Below are 19,729 nucleotides of genomic sequence, written 5' to 3'. Positions count from 1 at the left end.
GTTACTCCTTCGCGGCGCCGACAGGCACCCGCACCGTGTCACCGGCGGCCAACCCGGCCAGGACCTCGACCCGGTCGCCCACCGTCGCGCCGACGCGGATCCACCGCGTCGTCGTCACGCCGCCGCTCGTCACCGTCACGCCCGTGAGGTCGCCCTCGCGCCGCAGGGCGCCGGACGGGACGAGGAGTGCCGCGCGCGTCCCTTCGCCCACCTGCAGCCGGGCGGCCCCGCCAGCCGCAAGGGATCCCCCCGTGTTGTCGGCGATGGCGTTGATCGTGTACAGGCTCCCCCCGGCCGAGGGGACCACCCCCTCCACCGTGGCGGTGGCCGGCACCCCCTCCACGCTCACCGGCACCCGGCTCCCGCGCCTCACGTCACGCGCGAGGGTCGGCGAGACCGTGGCCGCGATGCGCAGGCGCGAGTCGTCCTGCACCGCCACCAGCGGCGCCCCGGGCGCGGCGAAGGCCCCGGGATCCACGAAGCGCCGGGTCACCACGCCGGCGAACGCCGCGCGCACGACCGAGTAGCCGGCAATCGCGTCGAGCTCGGACTGCCCCGCGCGCGCCGCGGCCAGCCCGGCCTGCGCCCGCGCCAGCCCGGCCTCGGCGGCGTCCAGCTGCGCCTTGGGAGCCGCGCTGTCGGCGTAGAGCGCCCGCAGGCGCGTCGCCATCAGCTCGGCTTCGCGCGCCTGCGCTTCCGCCCCGGCGATCCCCGCCTGTACCTGCTGGCGCTTGGCGTCGAGGTCACGGGCATCGATGCGCACCAGCGGCTGGCCGGCGGCCACGCGATCCCCTTCCTTCACGAGGACGGCGACGACCGTCCCCATCAGCTTCGTGCTCAGGGTGGCCTGCGCGAACGGCTCGGCCACCGCGGTCGCCTCCTGCGTCGCGGGGACCAGCGAATCGCGCACGACGTAGACCGCGCCCGCAGGCTCCGCCGCCACCGCGTCGCGGACCGCCGCGCGCTCTTCCTTCCCGCCGCACGCCCCGAGGACGACGACCGTCGCGGCCAGGGCGCCCACCTTCAATGACTGCATAACGATTCTCCGTTGTCCGTGAGGGGCTACTGATTCGAGTGCGCCACGACGGGCGCATCATCCAGGGCACGTAGGGCGGCCGGGTCGAGCCCGAGCGCCTTGCGCCGTTCGGCGGTCGACACGAGGAGGGCATAGCGCGCTCCCGTGTGCCCCAGCCGCGACTGCGTCTCGATCGCGGCGGCATCGAGGAGCTCGACCACCGGGGCCAGCCCCCCCGCGTACCGCTTCGACACGATGCGGTGCGCGTCGATGCTCTGGCGCACGCCGCGCTCCGCGATCTCGAGACGGGCCAGCGCCGTCCTGATGGCGGTCGCCGTCTGCTGCAATTCGAGCTGCGCCTTGGCTTCGGCCCCGTCGCGCATCGCATCGGCCGCGGCGAGGCGGCTCTTCGTGGTGCGCACGTCGGCCAGCTCGGAGGCGCCGGCGAAGGGCGTCCAGGAGGCCATCACGCCGACGGTCCAGTTGTTGTCGCCGCCGAACGGGCGCGCGGCGGAGTTCCAGTCGTAGCGCGCGAAGCCGTTGAGGCGCGGCATGTAGAGCGAGCGCGCGCGCGTGAGGTCGGCGCTGGCCGCATCGGCCCCCGCGCGGGCGGCGTCGACGTCCGCCCGGACCTCACGCGCCGTGGCATCCAGCGCCTCGGTGGCCAGGGCGCGCAGGGCATCGCTCGCCGGGAGGCCGTCGGGGAGCTGCCACGTGGTGTCGCCCGGTGTGCCGAGGAGCGTCGCGAGGCCGAGTCGCGCGTTCTGCGCGTCGCCCTGTGCCTCGAGCCACTGCGTCTCGACCTCCCCCGCCTTCACCGAGGCGAGGAGGGCATCCGACGGGGTGACGAGACCGTTCCTGGCCATGAGCTCGGCCTGGCGCACGTGCTCGCGCGCGGCGCGCACCGCGGCCTCGAGCGTGGCGACCTTCTCGGTGGCGAGGACGGCGCCGTAATAGGCGCGGATCACGTCGACGCGCGTCCCGATCGCCGACCATTCGGCGTTGGCGCGGGCCGCGTGGCTGGCACGCGTGGCGGCCTTGCGCCCGACGAGGGCGTCGGCGTTGAGGAGCGGCTGCTCGAGGACGACGGCGCCGGTGTAGTTCTGGGCCACGGCGGGGTAGTTGAGGCGCCGCGGGTCGAAGTCCTGCTGGGTGATGATCCGCTGGCGCAGTGAGGTGCCGAAGGCGCCGATCGGATCGGTGGTGCGCATGAATCCGGCATCGAAGCGGACGCTGGGGAGCACACCACGCAGCGGGAGGAGCGCCTGGGCGCGCTGGGCGTCGGCCATGGCGCCGTGGGCGCGGTTGGCGTAGGCGCCTTGCTCCGCGCGCGCGAGGGCATCGCCGAGCGTCAGCCGTGCGGCGGCCCCCTGGGCTCCGAGCGGGGCTCCCGCGAGGAGCGCCGCGCCGAGGAGCCCGGCAGGAGTGAGGTATCGCATGCGTGACAGGGGTGATCGGTGGGAACGTGGCATGCGCGGCCGTGTTCGCCGCGCACCTATATAACCATATAGTCATATAGCCACCCCGTCAACCCTTATCGTGCCGTTCCTGTCACCCGCGTCTCGGCGTCTCGGCGTCTCGGCGTCTCGGCGCGCGCGGGCCTCAGCGCCGGGCGATCGCCCCCCGCACCGCGTCCACCTCCAGCTCGAGTCGCCCGCACATCAGCTCGCACAGTTGCAGGACCTGCGCGTCCGCCAGCTCGTAGTAGACGAACTGTCCGTCGCGCCGGCGCTTCAGGTAGCCCCCCTCGTGCAGCACCTGCAGGTGCTTCGAGAGCGTCCCCTGCGCGATTCCCGTCTCCTCGGCCAGCTCCGAGACCGAGCGCGCCCCGCCCTCCAGCGCATGCAGGACGTGCAGGCGGGCGGGCTCGGCCAGCGCGCGAAAGCGGCGAGCGACCATGGCCAGCAACCCGGGGGTCAGCTGCCGTTTGGCCCCGGCACGGGCGCCGCGCTTGAGTGCCATGGTTCCAATGTAACGCGCCCCTCTCCCCCCGGGTACGGCGCGCGTTCCCGCACGCACGCTCCGGGGTTTCCCCAATGCGCGTGTGCAGCGCCGCGATCGACATTCCTGTGGTCGCGAATGTGCATACCGTCGAACCCGCGCATGTGCACTTCCTCCCGCCTGTCGGCCTGGCCGTCGCTGATCCTCGCGGCGGCGCTGGCCAGCACCCCTGCCGGCGCCCAGGGGAGCGGATGGCGTTTCGTCGCCCCCGACGGTGCCCGGGCCTGGTTCGCCGTGATGGCGGGAGCGCACGCGTCGGGGCCGGGGCCGCTCCCCTACTACCGCCCGCGATACGCGGCGCCGCTCCCCGACTCGATCGGCCGGACCCTCGAGCGCGATGCCAGCTACGAGGTCCTGCACTTCCTCCCGCTCTATCTCCCCCCGGGTGACGCCCGCCTCGTGGCCGCCACGCTGCGCGCCGCCGCCAGCGGTCGAGTTCCGGCGCGGGGGCAACCGACGGCGTTCGCATCCGCCGCCCTCGCCGACGTCCTCCCGCGTCCCGACCAGCGCGCCGTGCTCGCTGCGCTCGCCCCCGTCGTCGAGCGCGCCGCGGCGGCGCTCCCGCCGTCGCCCTCGCTCGTGGCGATGCAACGGCGATGGGATGAGGCCTTCGCCCCCCGACTTGCCCCCTACCTCGAGGCCCAGGGGCTGCGAAGCGGCGTCGTGCTCCTGTCCGAGGCGCTCGGCCCCGAGGGGCGCATCTTCACCGGTCGCGCCGACGACCCCGCGGACAACCTCGCGGCCGTGGCCTACCTGCCGCCGGCCGCCGACGGCGACGCATCCCTCTTCGCCCTCGTGCGCGAGCTGTGCTTCCCACTCGTGACGCGCCTCGCCTCGCGCGGCGCGGACGATCGCTCCAACCGTGAACAGCAGGCGTGGCGCGCGAGCTTCGGCGCCGTGCGGTGCGGCGCCTACCTCACCAAACGCGCCCTTCCCGAGCTGGCGGAGGCGTATCGGCAGCAGTGGCTGTCATTCGCCCGCCGTTCGCCCACCACCGATCCCCTCGCCTTCCAGGAGGCCTTTCCCATCGATCCACCGTTGGATCACGCCATCCGGACGGAGCTCGCACGCGCCGTCCCGCCGCAGCGATCGGGCCGCGGCGCCTTGCATCCTGCCCTGCTTTCTCGTCAGCACTGACGGGAGGACTCCATGATACGCAGTCGCGCATTCCGCCTTGCCTTCTCGGCGTGCCTCGTCCTCGCCCCCCTCACGGCGCGGGCCACCGACGGCCACCTCCTGCACGGCGTCGGCGCCATCAATTCCGCGCTCGGGGGAGCGGGCGTCGCCGCCCCCCATTCGATCCTCGGCGCCTTCTACGTGAACCCGGCCGGGCTGGCCCTCTTCGAGGGGACGCACGTCGAGATGGGCTTCGAGATGATGAAGCCTTCGCGGACGGTCGAGAGCGCCTTCGGCACGTTCCGTGGCTCCACCCAGAGCCGCAGCGAGTTCGTTCCCATCCCGGCCTTCGGCTGGACCACGTCATTCAACGACGGCGATCTCGTGGTCGGCCTGAGCGGACTGGGCATCGGCGGCTTCGGCGTCCGCTACGCCGCCGATCCGGGCAACCCGATCCTCATGCCGCGCCCGAACGGATTCGGGCAAGTGTACTCCAACTTCTCGCTGATGAAGATCGCGCCCGCGCTTGCGTGGTCGGCCTCCGACAAGCTCAAGCTCGGCGTGGCGCTCAACGTCGACTGGGCCTCGCTCGCGGTCGACCCGATGCCCACGGCATCCCCCGCCTTCGACCCGGGCCCCGACAAGACGCCGGGGACGCAGGACGATCGCGCCTACTATTCCGGCGCCGCACACGCCGATGGCGCCTTCGGCGCGGGGATCCAGGCGGGAGTGCTCTATCAGGCCACGCCGAAGTTCGCCGTCGGCCTGTCGTACTCCAGCCCGCAGCTCTTCCAGGACTTCGAGTACGACGCGGTCTACGAGAACCCGAACCTCGCGAGCTACAACACCGCACGCACCTTCAGCTTTGCCATGGACGTCCCGGCCGTGTATGCCGCGGGGATCGCCCTGACGCCGAACGACCGCCTGTCGATCGCGCTGGACGGCAAGTACATCACCTACGGCAGCACCAACGGCTTCAAGGAGAAGGGGTTCAACGCCGACGGCTCGGTGAAAGGCTTCGGCTGGGACGACATCGCCGTGGTCGCCGCTGGCGTGCAGTTCAAGGCCAACGACGTCGTGACGCTGCGCGGCGGGTACAATTACTCCCAGAACCCGATCCCGGACGGGCAATCGATGTTCAACATTCCCGCGCCCGCGGTGATCGAGCATCACGCCACCTTCGGGCTCGGGCTGCAGGTCACGAAGGAGCTCCAGCTCAACCTCGGTTACTATCGGGCCTTCGAGAACTCGATCACCGGTCCCATCGTGCGCCCCAACGGCGCGCTGCCGGGGACATCGGTGACCAACTCGATGTTCGAGGACTCGGTGCTCCTGGGCTTCTCCTTCACCCCGCGGCAGTAGCAGGCGCCGCGCGCCTCGTGGGGACCGGCGGGCTCCGCGCACCTGCGGGCGCGCGGAGCCCGCGCCGTGCTACTTGGCCGGGCGTCCCGGCGTGGTCGGGAGGATCTTGACGATGGTCAGCATGATCCCCGCCACGAGCAGCGCCAGCACGACGGTGGGAATGTGGATGTAGTCCTGCAGGCGGACCTTGCCCAGGTCCATCGGCTTGATGAACGGGTCGAAGAGCACGTTGTAGAGCAGCGTGAAGAGGAGGGCACCGACGACGCCGCCCCCGACCGCCCACAACGCATCCTTCCTGCCTTCGCCGGCCCCGACCACGCACGTCCCGGGGCAGTAGCCGCCGAGGGCGAAGCCGACGCCGAAGATCAGCCCGCCGAGCGCGACTCCGACGACGTACGCCGGCTTGACGTCGAAATGCATTGCCTGCGGAATGAACAGGTCGAGCACGTAGATGGCGATCATCCCGACGGCGATGGTGGTCGCCATGAACTTGATGATCGACAGGTTCTCGAGCCGCAGGTTCTGCAGGATCATCCCGGGGCTCGAGGCGCGCACGCGCTGGATGAGGACGCCCATCGCGACGCCGACGAGGAGTGCATAGAGCGGTGCCATGATCACGCCCCCTTGCGAATCATCTTCGCGGTGAAGATTCCCGACGCGAAGACCGCCGCGCCGAAGATCATGCCACTGATCGACAGCTGCATGATCCCTGATATGATGTGCCCGGACGTGCAGCCGCCGGCCATGCGGGCCCCGAAGACGATCAGGAGGCCGCCGAGGAAGGCGTCACGGTAGCGCTTGCCGACCGTGGTCTCCATCGCATGCACCTTCTCGATGGCCGGCGCCTTGGGCTGGCGTCCCGTGCGAGCGGCAACGAAGCCGCCGATGATCAGGCCGACGACGAGCCAGGTCTCCGGCTTGAACAGTTCACCCATCTTGACCAGGTACGGGTTCGAGGCCGCGTACGATGGGTCGACCACGCGCGTGATGGCACCGATGACGCGCGGGTAGGTGCCGGACACGCCGATCGGTCCCCACAGCACGACCGAGGCGGCCCCGACGAGGCCGAAGACGATGCCGAGTTTCAGCCAGGTGGGCATCCCCGACGCCTCATCGCGCGAGGCGGTCACCGGGGGTGACTCTGATGCAGCTGCGTGCGCCATGATTCCTCCTTTCGTGGGAACTCGCGTTGCCGTCTCGCTGAGCGGACGGGTGGGACGGGTGGGGTGGGAGACTTCACCTCGCGATCCGCCGGGCCGCATCCCGGGACGGCGGCTCGGTCGGGGCACCGATCATTTCACTTCCGGACCGCCCCGACGATCGTCGGGGACGAACTTGTCGGCGTACGGCATCCTGACCGCGCGCAAGGCGTCGGCGTCGAGCACCGCATCCGCGGGGATGACCTTGTTGGCCGACAGCAGGAATGCCGTCAGCGCATAGACCTGGTTGTCCGTCAGCGACCCTGGCGCGGTGAGCGGCATGGCGCGTTTCACGTAGTCGAACACGGTGGTCGCATGCGGCCAATAGTTGCCGATCGTCTTCACCAGCTTCGGGTCGCTGGCGAAGTGGAAGCCCTCCGCCTTCGGGTCGCGTCCGATGAGTGCGGGGTACAGCGGCGGCACCCCTTCGCCATTCCGGTTGTGGCACATCATGCACTGGGCCTGGTACAGCTGCTCGCCCTCGGCCACCGACCCCTTCCCCGGCGGGAGCTCGGCGCCGTCGGGGCCGACGTCGAGGTTCCACCTGGCGATCTCGGCGTCGGTGGCCTTGCGACCGAAGCCGTAGCGCTTGTCGCGCCCGGGACCTCCGGCCACCGCACCGGCGTCGTAGTCGGCGAACGCGGGCGCGGCCGGCGTTGCCGCTGGCGGAGCGGCCGCGCCCTCCGCGGCGTCGCCCCGGCGTCCACGCGCGCCTTCGGCGCCACCGCACGCCGCCACGGCCAGCACGCCGAGTCCGACGATCAAGGGCCGCATCATGTCTCCCCGTGGAAGAAGACCTTGCCGTCCGCCTGCACCCGGGCGCCGTAGATCGGGTTGAAGTGGAAGTCGGTGCCGATCCCGCGCACCTCGATCAGCTTGGCCCTCGTCGGCTGGAGGTACCCCGTCTCGTCGGTCGCGCGGCTGAGCAGGATGGACGCCCGTCCGTTCCAGTTCCACATGTACTGAAAGCGCACGTGCGCCTTGGGCGTCGGCGCATTCATCAACTCCGCCTCGTGCCACGTGGCGCCGCCGTCGGTCGACACCTCGACGCGCGTGATGCGCCCGCGTCCCGACCACGCGATCCCGTTGATCGGGCGCCACCCCTTTCCCTTGAGGACGTCGGGGTGGGCGGGAGAGGTGATGATCGACTTGGCGTCGACCTCGAAGCTGAACGAGCGCGCCGTGCCGTTGGGGAGCGGGTCCGTGTACTTCGACGTCTCCCACCGCGTCATCCACGGCCGCGTCCCGAACTCGAGGCGGCGCAGCCACTTGATGTTGATGTTGCCCTCCCATCCCGGGAGGAGGAGGCGGAGGGGGAAGCCCTGCTCGGGGCGGAGGAGCTCGCCGTTCTGCCCCCACACCAGCATGGCATCATCCCACGCCTTCTCGATCGGGACGGAGCGCGTCATGAGGCAGGCGTCACCTCCTTCGGCCAGGAACCACTTGGCGGAATCCAAGACGCCCGTTTCGCGCAGGATCACCGCCAGCGGGACGCCCGTCCACTCGGTGTTGCACGACATGCCGGCAACCTTCTGCGGCGTCATCTCGGGCTTGGGATCGCGGAAGGCGTTGCGCCCGTTTCCCGAGCACTCGATGAAGTACGTGCGGGTCACCTGCGGGAAGCGCTTGATGTCCTCCATCGTCAGGACGGTCGGACGGTCGACCAGGCCGTGCACCATGAGCGTATGCCGCTCGGGATCGATGGCCGGGATTCCCGCGTGGTGCCGCTCGAAGTGCAGGTCGGCGGGGGTAATCGTCCCGCTGAGCTTCTCGATCGGCGTCAGCGAGTTGCCGACGACTTCACCGGTCGGGTTGCGCGCGGGATCGAAGAACGGCGTGCGCTTGCCGACGGCGCTGGTGGGTGCCCCCTGGACCTTGGTGGGATCGGCCGGGACGACCGGTCGCGCCGTGGCCGGCGGCTTCGCCTGGCTGGAGGCTACACCGGGAATGCCGGTGAGGAGCGCACCGCCCACGGCGCCGGCCGCCCCGGCGAGCAGGTCGCGCCTGGTGAGGGCGCCCCCCTCCGCCGAGGCGTCCCGGTCGGCATCGCCCGGGGCAGCCACCGCGCGGGGGGCGCGGGTCGACGTCGACATGGTCTACTCCCCAGCCTTGCGGCTGTCACCGATCGGGGCCGGCTTCGGCACGATGGTCCCCTTGGGGTTCTTGCGCGGCACCAGCGTCGCGGGCGGGCGATAGGCCTCGTGCCCGTTGGTGCCGTACGGGACGTCCTTGGGTGCCCCGCCCGTCGGCCAGTCCTGTTCCTTCCCCGGCGAATCCGGCCGGGGGTGCGAGTTGATGAAGGCCGCGACGTCGAACGCCTCCTGCGGCGTCAGCGACCCCGGCTTCGTCTGCGGCATGTTGTGCCAGATGAAGGAGGCGGCCCGCTCCTGGCGCGCCATCGACGCCCCGATGGAGTACGACTTCGGCCCCCAGAGCGCGGGGAAGGCGGCATTTCCCTGCCCGTCCGCCTGGTGGCAGACGACGCAGTCGCGCTTGAAGACCGTCTCGCCACGCGCGATGTCGCCGTCGAGGGTGTCCTTCATGCTGATGAGCCCTTCGGTGCCGGCGATCTTCGTCCCGACGGGGACGTCCCTGGAGATGAAATAGAGGTAGGCGAGGATGTCTTGCATCTCGCGGCTCTGGACCGGGATCGCATTGCCGGCCAGCGACCGGGTGAAGCAGTAGTTCACGCGGTCGGCGAGGCCGATGACGGCGCCGGTGCGCGGCATGTACTTGGGGAATCGCGCGTGGCTCCCGGTGAGCGGGGCGGCGCTGGCCTTGAGCCCGTCCTGCTGGTGGCAGCTGGTGCAGCGCAGGCTCGAGGTGGCGTAGTTGGGGAGGGACTCCGGCGTGAAGCGCAGGAGGTAGAGCCCGCGGCGGATCGACGCACCTAACGAGTCGTTCGGGATGTCCTGCTCGGTGGCCGGGCGCCAGTTGGCCTCGACGAACTGGACCGCCTTGCCCTCGCCGGCGGCGGCCGCCGCCGGCGCCGCTTCCTTCCCCGCTCCCTGGCACGCGGCCAGGGCGACCGCCGTGGCGGCCAGCGCCATCCCCATCAGCTTCCTGCCCATGGATTTCCCCTCGCTCTGGATCATTATTCCGAGATACGCCGATACGGTAATATACTTCCTGCCCGTCAACGGCCCGCAATCGCGCCACCTACCCGTTCAGGTGGGCAACACGACTCTCGCCAACCATACGCTCAGGACCAGCAGGAACGCCAGCGATGCCGTGACGGCCGCCGCCACCCGCCCCCCGACACGCCGCACCGCCGCCACCTCCACGGCCAGCCCCAGTGCCGCCATGGAGGCGATCGTCGCCCAGTGCGAGATCGCCTTGGCCGCCGTCGTGACCGGCGACGGCACCACCCCCGCCGTCTGGACGACGGCAGCCACCATGAACCCCACCACGAACCACGGGAGATAGGAAGCCTTCCGCGTCGCCGCGGTGTCACGCGCGATGCCGCGGCGCCGCTCCCACAGCGCCACCAGGAGGACGACCGGGCCAAGCAGTAGCACGCGTACCAGTTTCACGAGCATCCCGGTCTGTCCCGAGACCACGCTCACGGGATACGCCGCCGCGAGCACCTGGGGGACGGCGTACACCGACAGCCCCGTCACGATGCCGTACTGGAAGTCGCTGAGGTGGAGGAGCGGAGCAAGGACGGGGAGCGCGAGCACGACGGCGAGACCGAAGACCGCGGTGTAGGCGATGGATGAGGCGACCTCCTCCTTCGTGGCACCGTTCACCGCCGCGACGGCGACGATCGCCGAGTTGCCGCAGATCGCGTTGCCGCTCGCCACGAGAAGGGCGTGCGGGTGGCTCAGCCCGACGGCGCGCCCCACGACGAATCCGACGACGATCGCCGTCGTGACCGCGCCGATGATCCCCGCCAGGAGCGGGCCGCCCGCCGAGGCGAAGGTGCGGAGGTTGGTCGTCAGCCCCAGCAGGACGATCGCCCACTCCAGCACCTCCTTCGCGGAGAAGCCGATCCCCGGCTGGAAGCGGGACGTCGGCACCCACAGCGCCCGGACGACGACCCCGCCCACCAGCGACAGGACGATCGCGTCGGGCGCCGCGCGCCCGAGCAGCGGGTGCAACAACGAGGACAGGGCGACCCCAACGGCCGTGAGCGCCACCGAGAGCGCGAAGCCGGGGGCGATGCGCGTCACGCGCGCGGCGAGGCCGCGCTCCACTCCACGGGGGGGATCCGGCATGTGGGAGTTCATCCCCGAATAGAGCGGGGGGACCGGCGCCAATTCAACGGGCTCGGCCATTAAACCTGCTCAACCATCCAGCCAAGGCCACCGCCCGGGTTGCTTGCAATTCCCCCCCGGCCATCCCTATGTAGTGCGCTCGACCCTTCCCTCGAGGGACACCCATGTCGACGCGTCGCGCCTTCCTGCAACAGGGAGCCACCGGAGCCGCCCTGTTCGGCACCATGGCCCTTCCGCTGGCCCTCCACCCCTCCCCCGCGGCCGCGGCACCGGCTGCCCCACCTAACGATTCGCCCGCCACCCAGGACGGATGGAATCTCTCCTGGCCATCGCGCATCACCGGCAAGTACAAGGCGCTCTTCGACGTCGCCGAAGTGGAGAGCGGCTTCGGCGTCTGGCGCGCCGCGGCGTGGGCCGGGCAGTACGCCCAGCTCATGAACGTGACCGCCGCCCAGCTCTCCCCGGTCATCGTCCTGCGCCACAACGCCATCATCCTGGCCATGCAGCAGTCGTTCTGGGACAAGTACGGCGTGGGCAAGGCCAAGGGCGTCATGCACCCCCTCACCGGGCAGCCGCTCGACCAGAACCCGGTGCTGCTCGACGAGAAGGACGGCATTCCCGCGCCGTTCACCAACGCCGGGCTGCACAAGCAGCTGGCGAGCGGGGTCGTGGTGCTGGCCTGCAACCTCGCGCTGGGCGCCTTCATCCTCCCGTTCATCAAGGACAAGCACAAGCTCGGCGACGACGCGGCGCACCGTGCCGCGGTGGAGGCCCTCGTCCCGGGCGTGATCTTGCAGCCGTCGGGGGTCTTCGCCGCCACCCGGGCGCAGGAGGCCGGGTGCACCTACATCCGGTCGGCGTGAGGGGCTCATCCCCCCGGGGGACGAGACAGGGGCGAGCGCGATCGGCGTTCGCCCCTGTGTCGCGTCGCCGCCCGGCACACGCGCGCTTGCTGCGCTCGCGACGGATGGGCTAGGTTTTTAGGAACTCTTCCCCTCAGGGACCCCCATCATGTCGACGCGCCGCGAGTTTCTCGGACGCTCCACCGCCAGCGCCGCCCTGCTCGGCGCCTGGTCGCTCCCGCTCGATCTCCTTCCGATCCAATCCGCGCCCGCCGCCCACCGAAGTGGGCCGACAGGTCCCGTCGCCGAGGAGTGGAACACCAGCTGGCCGACCCGGATCAGCGGACGCCACAAGGCGGTGTTCGACGTCGCCGAGATCGAGAGCGGATTCGGAGTCTGGCGCGCCAACGCGTGGGTCGGGCAATACCAGCAGGTGCTCAGGATCGCCCCGAAGGACATGTCGCCGGTGATCGTGATTCGCCACAACGCGATCGTCCTGGCCATGCAGCCGTCGTTCTGGGACCGCTATGGCATCGCCAAGCTCAAGGGCGTCACCCATCCGCTCACCGGCGAACCGATCGACAAGAACCCGGCGCTGATCGACGAGAAGGACGGAGTGCCGGCCCCGTTCGACCAGGCCGGGCTCCACAAGCAGCTGGCGCGCGGCGTCACGGTCCTGGCGTGCAACCTTGCCCTGCAGGACCTGGTCGCGCTGGTGAAGGATGCCGACAAGTCCAGCGAGGAGGCGGCGCAGAAGGTCGCGCTCGATGCCCTCGTCCCCGGCGTGATCCTGCAGCCATCCGGCGTCTTTGCCGTCATTCGTGCGCAGGAAGCGGGGTGCGCCTACATCAAGGCGTCTTAGGACGAGAAGACGAGAAGACGAGAAGACGAGAAGACGAGAAGACGAGAAGACGAGAAGCCGAGAGGACGAGCTGGTGTGCTCGCCCTCTCGCCTTTCGTTCTCGGGCAGTGCCGGCGCGGATCTCGAGCGCTAGCGACCTGGCGACGTCGTGGATGCGGGTTGGCTCCCCTTCCCCGCGTTGAGGTCGTTCCAGTTGAGGATCGCGTTGAAGCCCAGGAAGTAGGTCCCCTGCGTCTGCCACCGCCAGAAGGGACGGATGGCGAACATGACCACGTGTCCGTCGCCGACCTGGGCGTCGACGACCTGCGCGCGTCCCGACAGGAGCTGCCCGTTCTGCAGCGTCCCCGACAGCAGCATGTCGTTCGGGTTGGTGGGGAACGACATCACGACGCGCGGGCGCCCCTGGTCGAGGTTGATCCCGAACTGGGCCGCCATGGACCGCAGGTTGGCGGCCTCGTTCTGGGCCCCTTCGCTGACGCGTCGCGCCGCGGACGAGTCGGGCTCCCATGGCGACAGGTGCAACCGGCCGGCCATGGGGGTGATGTTCTGGCTCGGCCCCCCGCCACCACCGAGGAGGGCGGCGAACTGCGGCGGCACCCCGCTTCCCCCCGCACTGATGACCGGGGCCTGATTGAAGTACACGGGGAACTGCCCCCCTTCGTAGCCATAGACGATCGGGCTCGCCTTGTCGGCGATCATCCCCCGCATGATCGACCCGCGCGCGAACAGGGCCGCGGGCTCCTCGATCGTGATCCCGGAGGTCAGGCCGAAGGTCGGGAAGATGGTCGCCGTCGACCCCTCGACGATCAGGGTCCCCCCCGAACGCACGAACTTCGCGAGCTCGGCCAGCCCCTCGATTCCCATGCCGCCGCGGATGTCGTCGGACTGGTCGAGGGCGCCCAGGTTTGGCGTGGCTGCTGTCTTCTTGTAGGGGAGCGGGTGGGCCGACGTCCTGGAAATCCCGTTCACCTGCGACACCGCGTTCCCCCCGACGTGCGGGAAGACGATCACGTCATACTTCGCCCGGAGATTTCCCTCCTTGAGCTTCTGGTCGGCGAAGTACGTGTAGGGGACGCCATACGTGTCGAGCGCGGCCCGCACCCACCCCTCGTCCTGGGTGCGTTGCCAGGCGTGCACGTAGCCGATACGGGGGATGTCGAGATCGTGCGTCGCGACGGTGGGCGCCGCGGCGACCGCGACCGCGGTGAGCCCGAGCTCGCGCAGCGAGGCGTCGAGGCGCGCACGGTCGGCGCTGGGGATGATGAACGAGCCGGCGCGATAGCTCTTCCCGTTGAGCGTGAAGTCGGCCTCGGCGGCCAGCATCCGCACCGACGCATTCGCGAAGCGGAACTTCATCAGGTTGTTGTCGGTCGTGTGTTCCACGACCACCACCGGCCCCGTCCCCTCGATCCCCCCGGCCGGCTTGACGTCTGCCGTCACCGGCGCCATGGCGGCGGTGAGGATCGCCTTGTCCGTCACCTCCAGCACCTTGAAGTTGCGCGTGAGCTGGTACGTCCAGCCGGTGTCGTCATACGGGCGCGGGTTCGCCGGCGGGAAGTTCTGCGTGGAGAAGTACATCTCGGGGATGATGCGATACGGCTGGTCGGCGCGGATGATGTAGTCCCCCGCCTGCACCTCGACGTTCCCCGCCTTGAACGCGGCGCTGGCGGTGTGGAACTCGAGCCCCTGTGTCCGGAGGGCGTTGACCGCATCGGCCACCTCGCCCTTGCGCCGCTGCCCCGCCGGGATGACCCAGGCGTGCACCGGACCGTTCCGCCCCTTCTCCACCTGGCGCTTGTTCTTGAGCCAGTAGTTCTCCAGGTAGGTCTCCTTGTTCTTCGCCACGTGGTTGAGGGCGATGAGGAGCGCCGACTGCTGGATGTTGACGTTGTTGCGCGGCCCCCACTTGATGCTCGCGAGCGGCGGGTTGGGGCGGAACCACTCCCGGCTCGTCTGCGTGGCGCCGAGGCGCACCGTGGTGGTATCCGGCCCGTAGCTCTGCACCTCGTAGAAGCGTCCCGTCGCGTTATGCGCATGCGCCGCGAAGAACATGTAGTTCGGGACCCATCCATCGTAGAAGCCGTACGTCCACACCCCCGGCACGCCGCGCTTCGTCAACTCCATGACCTCGGTCTTGGCCAGGAGCCACCACTCGTCGACCGTGATGGGGTCGATCGCCTCGTTGTACGGCCCGGTCCCGGTCGAGGTGTAGAGGTAGTTCGAGGCCTCGTGCAGGTCGTGCATGATGGGAGGGTGCCACTCGAGGAAGAACCGGTTCACGTGCTGCGACAGCTTGAGGAACTGCCCGATGTTGTCGCGGTTGTTGTCGTGGGCCACGTACTTCCCCCAGTACATCAGCGGGAGACGCTCGCTCCCCTGCGGGCGCTTCTTGTTGAAGTAGTAGGTGTCCACCTGCTTCTCGCGCCCGTCGACCTCGATCACCGGCGTGATGAAGGTGATCACGTTGTTGCGGATCGCCTGCACGTACGGCGTTTCCTCCACGATGAGGCGGTACGCCAGCTCCTGCAGCGTCTCCGGACCGCCGGTCTCGGGCGAGTGCATCCCGCTCGTGAGCCAGTAGATCGGCTTGGCCTGGGCGACGATCGCCTTCGCCTGGTCGTCGCTCGTCTTGCGCGCGTCGGTCAGCTGCGCCAGGTACCCCTTGTACCGGTCGAGATCCCGGATCGTCGCCTCGTCGGCGATCGCGAGGACGAACATGTCGCGCCCCTCTTCCGACTTCCCGATCGTCCAGAACTTCGCCCGCGGCGACGCCTTGGCGAGGGCGTCGAAGTAGCGCTGGATGTCCCTGGCGTAGGTCAGCTCCCCCGGCTGGCCGACGATCCGCCCGTGGAACTTGAGCGGCGTCGGGACGGTGGCCGACGCCGGGAGATGGTCGACCAGTTCGGTCGTGATGCGCGGGTCGCGCAGGTTCTCCTTGATGAGGCGCGTGTACTCCTCGTCGTTCTGCTGGGCATTCTGGGCGCCTCCCGGCACCGGGAGCGCCACCGCACCCAGGACGAGGGCGGCACCACCGGCCAGCCAGCGAGCGCGTCGCGCACTGTGCGACATTGTCACCTTCAAGCGAGGGGTGAAGATGCACCGGTCCCTCGGCCGGCGCGGGTAGATCGTGCTACCTGCGCCCCTTACGCGCAACTCCACGGGAGCGATGCGCGCGCCCGCGATGGGCGAGCCGAGGCGCGCAAAGCCGGCGCAAATATCGGCGGCGCCGCGCCGGGACTGCCGTCGTCCGCGCCTAACGACCGGCTTCCCGCCGCACGGCGTCGAACCGGGCGCTGCGGCGGAGGGGGTGCAGCAACGGGTCCATCAGGAGCGTGCGCATCCCGGGGTCGTGGCGGTTCCCCTGCTCCAGGATGGTGAGCGCCGTCGCCGTGTCGCCCACCTGCGCGAGGGCCGCCGCGAGACCGACTGCCCGCTCCGCATCGAGCGGTCGACGCGGCGTCAGCGCTGCGCGCACTTCCCCAGTCAGTCGACGCGCCGCCGCCCCCGTCCCTTCCTCGCGCACGCGCAGCATCGTGGACAGCGCGAGCGACTCCCATCGCGCCCCCGTGCGCGCCGCCATCTCGACATCGGTCCACGCATCGCGCACCTCCCCTTCGGCCGTGCGCAGGCGTGCCCGCAGGGCGTACGCGCTCCCATTCCGCGGATCGAGCACGAGCGCGGAGTCGATCAGCGCGCTGACGCGCGACCGCTCCCCGGCGTAGACGAGCCCCCTGGCCTGGTTCGCCAGCGCGTAGGCGGCGGCCCGCTCGCCGAGCGTCGTCGCCGCGCCGCTGCTCCCCGGCACGTTGGCGACCGCCGCTGCAGCTGTCGACGTCGCGGGGCGTGGCGTGATGGCCGCTGCGGGTTCAGCGCCACGTGCCGGCGATCGCGTGCCACCCCGGGGCGCCGTGGGTGGCGCCACATCGGGCGCCACATCGGGCGATGACGACGCGCGCCCCCTCGTGCCGCCACGGCCAGCCGGAGGCGCCACTCCGCCTGCCGGCCCCCCATCCGCCGGAGCGGAGGCGGGAGGAGGCGGGAGGACGCTTCCCCCCGTGCGCGACTCGACCGAGGACGTCGCCAACCCCGGCGCAGCGCCGGCGCTCACGGCTTCGGATGCCGGCGGCGCGGCGACGGCTTCGCCGGCGACGACGGGTGACGACGAGCGCCACCAGAACACGCTGAGCATCGCCACCGTCCCCAGGATCAGTCCTCCGACGAACGGGAGCTGCCGTCGCCACCATGGCAGCTGCGTGCGGGTGACGGCACGCGACGGCTCAGGAGGTTGCGGCACCTGCTCCACCGGGGTGCGTGCCCTCTCTCCCCTCGCGGCGAGTTCCTCGCCCGCCGAGGATTCCGGCGGTGTCGGCGACTCGGAAATCGCGGGAGCGTGTCGCCGGACCGGGACGGTCGAAGCATCGCTCGGGGCCCCGGCGCCGCGTGCGCGCAGGAGTCCGGCTTCGCGCTCGCGACGGGCCAGGAGCGCTGGCGTCGGATGGTCCTCCTCGAGCTGCGCCAGCATGTCGTTGACCGTGGCCCATCGGGCGGCGGGGTCCTTGGCCAGTGCCCCCTCGATCGCCAGCTGCAGCCCCATGCCCGTGTCGGGCCGGAAGATCGTGACCGCGGGGAGCGCCTCGTGCTTCTGCTTGTAGAGCAGCTTGAAGAGCGGCTCGCCCGCCCACGGCCGCTGTCCGGTGACCATCTCCCACGCCAGCACGCCGAGGCTGTAGATGTCGCTGCGCCCGTCGAGCGGGGCACCGTCGATCTGCTCCGGCGACATGTAGGCCGGCGTGCCGAGGGCGGCCCCGGTCGCCGTCACGTCGGCCGTGTCGGTGGTGACCTTCGCGATCCCGAAGTCGGCGAGCTTGGCGGCGCCGCTCTCGTCCTCGACCAGCACGTTCTGAGGCTTCACGTCGCGGTGCACGACACCATGCGCGTGCGCGTGCGCCAACGCCTTGCCCAGATCGCGAACGATCCGCGTGCACGCCTCGAGCGGAAGCCGCTTCCCGCTGGAGAGGAGACGGGCGAGGCTCTGGCCACGCACGTACTCCATGACGATCCCGACACGTCCCTGACCGATCGGCTCCACCGAGTACAGTGACACGATGTTCGGGTGGCGAAAGCGCGCCATGAGGTACGCCTCGCGCGAGAACCGGGCGAGCGCCTCGGCATCGAGCTTGTCGGTGGAGGCGATCTTGATGGCGACGTAGTGCCGCGCCTCGCGGTGCCGCGCCAGGACGACGGCCCCCATCCCTCCGCGCCCGATCTCGCGAACGACCGCGTAGGTGCGCTGGAGGTCTCCGATGTCGATGGGGCTGCTGCCGCTGATGGACTTCACGACGGTGCGGTCGCTGGACTGCCGGCGAGGGTGGGAGGGGGGAGGACGAGGGAGAATCACCGTATTCTCGCACACGCACAAGCTGCAGGAATGGTGCTAGCGAGGTCTCGGCCCCTTCGTCCGACGGCGGCGAGCCCCCCGCGCCCTCGGGATCGGCCCGGAGGGGCACATGCCGCCACAGCTGCCGTTGCAGCGGCTCCGACGGAGCCGGCGCCCGCGATATCCCCCCCGACAGCGCCGTCGCGACCGTCTCCCCTGCCCCTCCGGATCGATCACCCCAGCGAACCCCGAACACACCCCGAAATCCAGCCCCGCCACGACCCACGCGGTGGCGTCGGCGACTAGCGGGCCATCCCGATCAGCGTCTGCGCAAGCTCGTCTGCGACGGTGATGAGCCTCGCGGCCGCCGCGTACGACTGCTGGTACTTGATGAGGTTTGCGAGTTCCTCGTCCTGGGAGACACCGCTCACCGAAGCACGCCGAGCGTCGGCGCTCTGCACCAGCGCGCGCTGCACCGCGTCGTTCGATTCCGCGCGGCTGACCCGAAGGGCGACGCCCGTGACGAGTCCACGGTGGATGTTGCCGATGGTCTCGGTCTCGGGGACGCCGCTGCCGTTGACGAACGTGACCGGCGTGTCGCGCAGAGCCGCGAGCCGGCTCGCGACTCCAGTGTTCGACGCCCCGGTCCCTGCGTCGCCGGCGGCGATGTTCCGCAGGTCGGCGGCGACCTGGACACCGAGCCGAATGCCGCGCGCCGTCCGGAACGGGTCCGCCTCGGGCGTAGGCGCCAGCGGGTCGGTGCGGAAGAACTCGGGCGCCGCTACCGGCGGTGTCGTCCCGAACAGCTCGCCCGACTGGTGGATGCCATTCACGGCGCCGACGAGGGCGCGGGCGAGGCCATCGAGGGTCGCCATCGCCTCGGGGTAGTCGTCGTTGACCAGGTCGAGCGTCGCCTGGAGCGCCCCGCCGACGTCGACGGGGCGATCGGGGGTGCGGGCCGACGCGACCTGCCACCGTCCCCCGATGGACGAGAGAGTCAGTTTGCCGGGATCGGCGGAGTCCACGAGGAGCAGCCCGCCGAGGCGGACGCCGACGCTGCCGTCGGCAGCCTCGGTCACCTGCAGGTCACCGTGAGCTGCAAGCCGGTCGAGGAGCAGGTCGCGCGTATCACGCAACGTGTTGGCGGTATGGCCCCCCGATTCCGCGGCCACGATGTCGCGATTCAGCCCCGCGACCTGCGCCACGAGTGAGTTGATCTCGTCGACGGTGAGCTGTGCGCGCTGGCGCCCGTCGTTGGCGAGCGTATCGATCTGGGCGGCGAAGCGATTGAGCTGACTGGCGACGGCGGCCCCCCGCTGCTGCACGACGCCCCGGGCGGCGAGTGAGGTGGGGTCGGAGGCGAGATCGCTCCACCCGTTCCAGAATGCATCGAGCCCCGCGGCCAGTCCGCTGGACGACGGTTCGCCGAAGATGCCCTCGAGTCGCGAGAGTCCGTCCTCGCGTGCCGACGCGGCGCCGGCGCCTCCGGCATTCGCGCGATAGACCTGGTCGAGCAGGGCGTCGCGCGTGCGGGCGACGTCGGTCACCATGGTGCCGACGCCGAAGTGTCCTGCCGGGGGCAGGTACACGGACGGCAGGGCGACCTGGTCGACGCGCTGCCGCGTGTAGCCGGGGGTGTGAACGTTGGCGACGTTCTGGCCGGTCACGTCTACCGCCTGCTGGCTGGCGAGCATGCCGGAGCGCGCGATTCCCAGGAGCCCGAAGATGCCGGCCACGG

The 19,729-nt window shown here is 70.6% G+C and carries 16 protein-coding genes; 4 read left to right on the top strand and 12 right to left on the bottom strand.

The annotated features are described in order from the left end of the window. Nucleotide 1: 1 nt before the first annotated feature. The 3 genes from ABS52_05445 to ABS52_05435 form a co-directional block, all read right to left on the bottom strand. The gene (locus tag ABS52_05445) at nt 2-1,036 is read right to left on the bottom strand and encodes a hypothetical protein (GenBank protein ID ODT04266.1); all 1,035 of its coding nucleotides are present in this window, start codon (nt 1,034-1,036) and stop codon (nt 2-4) included. Between the two features lie 26 nt (nt 1,037-1,062). Continuing rightward, entirely contained in the window at nt 1,063-2,454 is a 1,392-nt protein-coding gene (locus ABS52_05440) for a hypothetical protein (GenBank protein ID ODT04265.1), read from the bottom strand. Between the two features lie 163 nt (nt 2,455-2,617). After that, nucleotides 2,618-2,977: a hypothetical protein gene (locus tag ABS52_05435; protein ID ODT04264.1), complete on the bottom strand. Its 360-nt coding sequence runs from the start codon at nt 2,975-2,977 to the stop codon at nt 2,618-2,620. A gap of 141 nt (nt 2,978-3,118) precedes the next feature. Here ABS52_05435 and ABS52_05430 point away from each other — a divergent pair, with 141 nt between their 5' ends. Further along, nucleotides 3,119-4,153, top strand: a complete 1,035-nt coding sequence (locus ABS52_05430) for a hypothetical protein (GenBank protein ID ODT04263.1) — start codon at nt 3,119-3,121, stop codon at nt 4,151-4,153. A gap of 12 nt (nt 4,154-4,165) precedes the next feature. Continuing rightward, a complete protein-coding gene (locus ABS52_05425) occupies nt 4,166-5,494 on the top strand; it encodes a hypothetical protein (GenBank protein ID ODT04262.1) in 1,329 nt (442 codons plus the stop codon). Nucleotides 5,495-5,563: 69 nt separating this feature from the next. On the opposite strand, the gene ABS52_05420 is transcribed toward ABS52_05425, so the two are convergent. The 6 genes from ABS52_05420 to ABS52_05395 all read right to left on the bottom strand — a co-directional run bounded on the left by ABS52_05420 (nt 5,564) and on the right by ABS52_05395 (nt 10,910). Next, nucleotides 5,564-6,106, bottom strand: a complete 543-nt coding sequence (locus tag ABS52_05420) for a hypothetical protein (protein ODT04319.1) — start codon at nt 6,104-6,106, stop codon at nt 5,564-5,566. A gap of 2 nt (nt 6,107-6,108) precedes the next feature. Beyond that, nucleotides 6,109-6,594 carry a hypothetical protein gene (locus ABS52_05415; GenBank protein ODT04318.1) on the bottom strand — a complete coding sequence of 162 codons (486 nt, stop codon included), beginning with the start codon at nt 6,592-6,594 and terminating at the stop codon, nt 6,109-6,111. Nucleotides 6,595-6,786: 192 nt separating this feature from the next. Then, complete coding sequence (locus ABS52_05410; GenBank protein ODT04317.1) at nt 6,787-7,308, bottom strand: hypothetical protein; 522 nt, start codon at nt 7,306-7,308, stop codon at nt 6,787-6,789. Nucleotides 7,309-7,466: 158 nt separating this feature from the next. Then, the gene (locus tag ABS52_05405; GenBank protein ODT04261.1) at nt 7,467-8,756 is read right to left on the bottom strand and encodes a sulfite dehydrogenase; all 1,290 of its coding nucleotides are present in this window, start codon (nt 8,754-8,756) and stop codon (nt 7,467-7,469) included. Between the two features lie 33 nt (nt 8,757-8,789). Beyond that, entirely contained in the window at nt 8,790-9,788 is a 999-nt protein-coding gene (locus ABS52_05400; protein ODT04260.1) for a hypothetical protein, read from the bottom strand. Nucleotides 9,789-9,860: 72 nt separating this feature from the next. Next, nucleotides 9,861-10,910, bottom strand: a complete 1,050-nt coding sequence (locus ABS52_05395; GenBank protein ID ODT04259.1) for a hypothetical protein — start codon at nt 10,908-10,910, stop codon at nt 9,861-9,863. Nucleotides 10,911-11,074: 164 nt separating this feature from the next. Between ABS52_05395 and ABS52_05390 the strand changes: the two genes are divergently transcribed. Both ABS52_05390 and ABS52_05385 read left to right on the top strand, forming a co-directional pair. Beyond that, nucleotides 11,075-11,773, top strand: coding sequence for a hypothetical protein (locus ABS52_05390; protein ID ODT04258.1), 699 nt, complete (start codon nt 11,075-11,077; stop codon nt 11,771-11,773). Nucleotides 11,774-11,921: 148 nt separating this feature from the next. Continuing rightward, the gene (locus ABS52_05385) at nt 11,922-12,614 is read left to right on the top strand and encodes a hypothetical protein (protein ODT04257.1); all 693 of its coding nucleotides are present in this window, start codon (nt 11,922-11,924) and stop codon (nt 12,612-12,614) included. Nucleotides 12,615-12,743: 129 nt separating this feature from the next. Here ABS52_05385 and ABS52_05380 read toward each other — a convergent pair whose 3' ends face one another. From ABS52_05380 to ABS52_05370, 3 genes are all read right to left on the bottom strand, one after another. Further along, complete coding sequence (locus ABS52_05380) at nt 12,744-15,455, bottom strand: hypothetical protein (GenBank protein ID ODT04316.1); 2,712 nt, start codon at nt 15,453-15,455, stop codon at nt 12,744-12,746. Nucleotides 15,456-15,867: 412 nt separating this feature from the next. Then, nucleotides 15,868-17,952, bottom strand: coding sequence for a hypothetical protein (locus ABS52_05375; GenBank protein ID ODT04256.1), 2,085 nt, complete (start codon nt 17,950-17,952; stop codon nt 15,868-15,870). A 341-nt stretch (nt 17,953-18,293) separates the two neighbouring features. Beyond that, nucleotides 18,294-19,727, bottom strand: a complete 1,434-nt coding sequence (locus ABS52_05370) for a flagellar hook-associated protein FlgK (GenBank protein ODT04255.1) — start codon at nt 19,725-19,727, stop codon at nt 18,294-18,296. Nucleotides 19,728-19,729: the final 2 nt, after the last annotated feature.

This window comes from Gemmatimonadetes bacterium SCN 70-22 (genome assembly GCA_001724275.1).
In the GTDB taxonomy this organism is placed as follows: Bacteria; Gemmatimonadota; Gemmatimonadetes; order Gemmatimonadales; family Gemmatimonadaceae; genus SCN-70-22.
Note: the sequence above shows the minus strand (reverse complement) of the source record. Positions and strands in the feature narration are given on the sequence as shown.